Consider the following 244-nt stretch of genomic DNA (forward strand, 5'->3'; position numbering starts at 1 on the left):
GGGGAACAAGTCCGGCAACTGGCGCTGCAAGCTAAAGGATAACGATATTGTTTAAACAACGGGTAATCACTGCGCTGATTCTGGCGCCTCTGGCACTGATGGCGGTTTTTTATTTGCCGTTAGCCGGGTTTGCATTGTTTATTTCTGCGGCATTTTTACTGGGTGCCTGGGAATGGAGTGGCTTGTGTGGTCTTGCCAGCAACGCTATGCGCGGGGTATATGTCATACTTACGGCCATTATTTT

Annotated in this window: 1 protein-coding gene; it reads left to right on the top strand. The window is 49.2% G+C overall.

Annotated features, from left to right (window positions below; translation table 11 throughout):
* Positions 1–47: 47 nt before the first annotated feature.
* Positions 48–244: phosphatidate cytidylyltransferase (locus R0J87_RS23605; protein WP_498889424.1), on the top strand; the 197-nt coding region annotated here is incomplete at its 3' end.

The organism is Halomonas sp. SIMBA_159, from assembly GCF_046536035.1.
Lineage (GTDB): Bacteria > Pseudomonadota > Gammaproteobacteria > Pseudomonadales > Halomonadaceae > Vreelandella > Vreelandella venusta_A.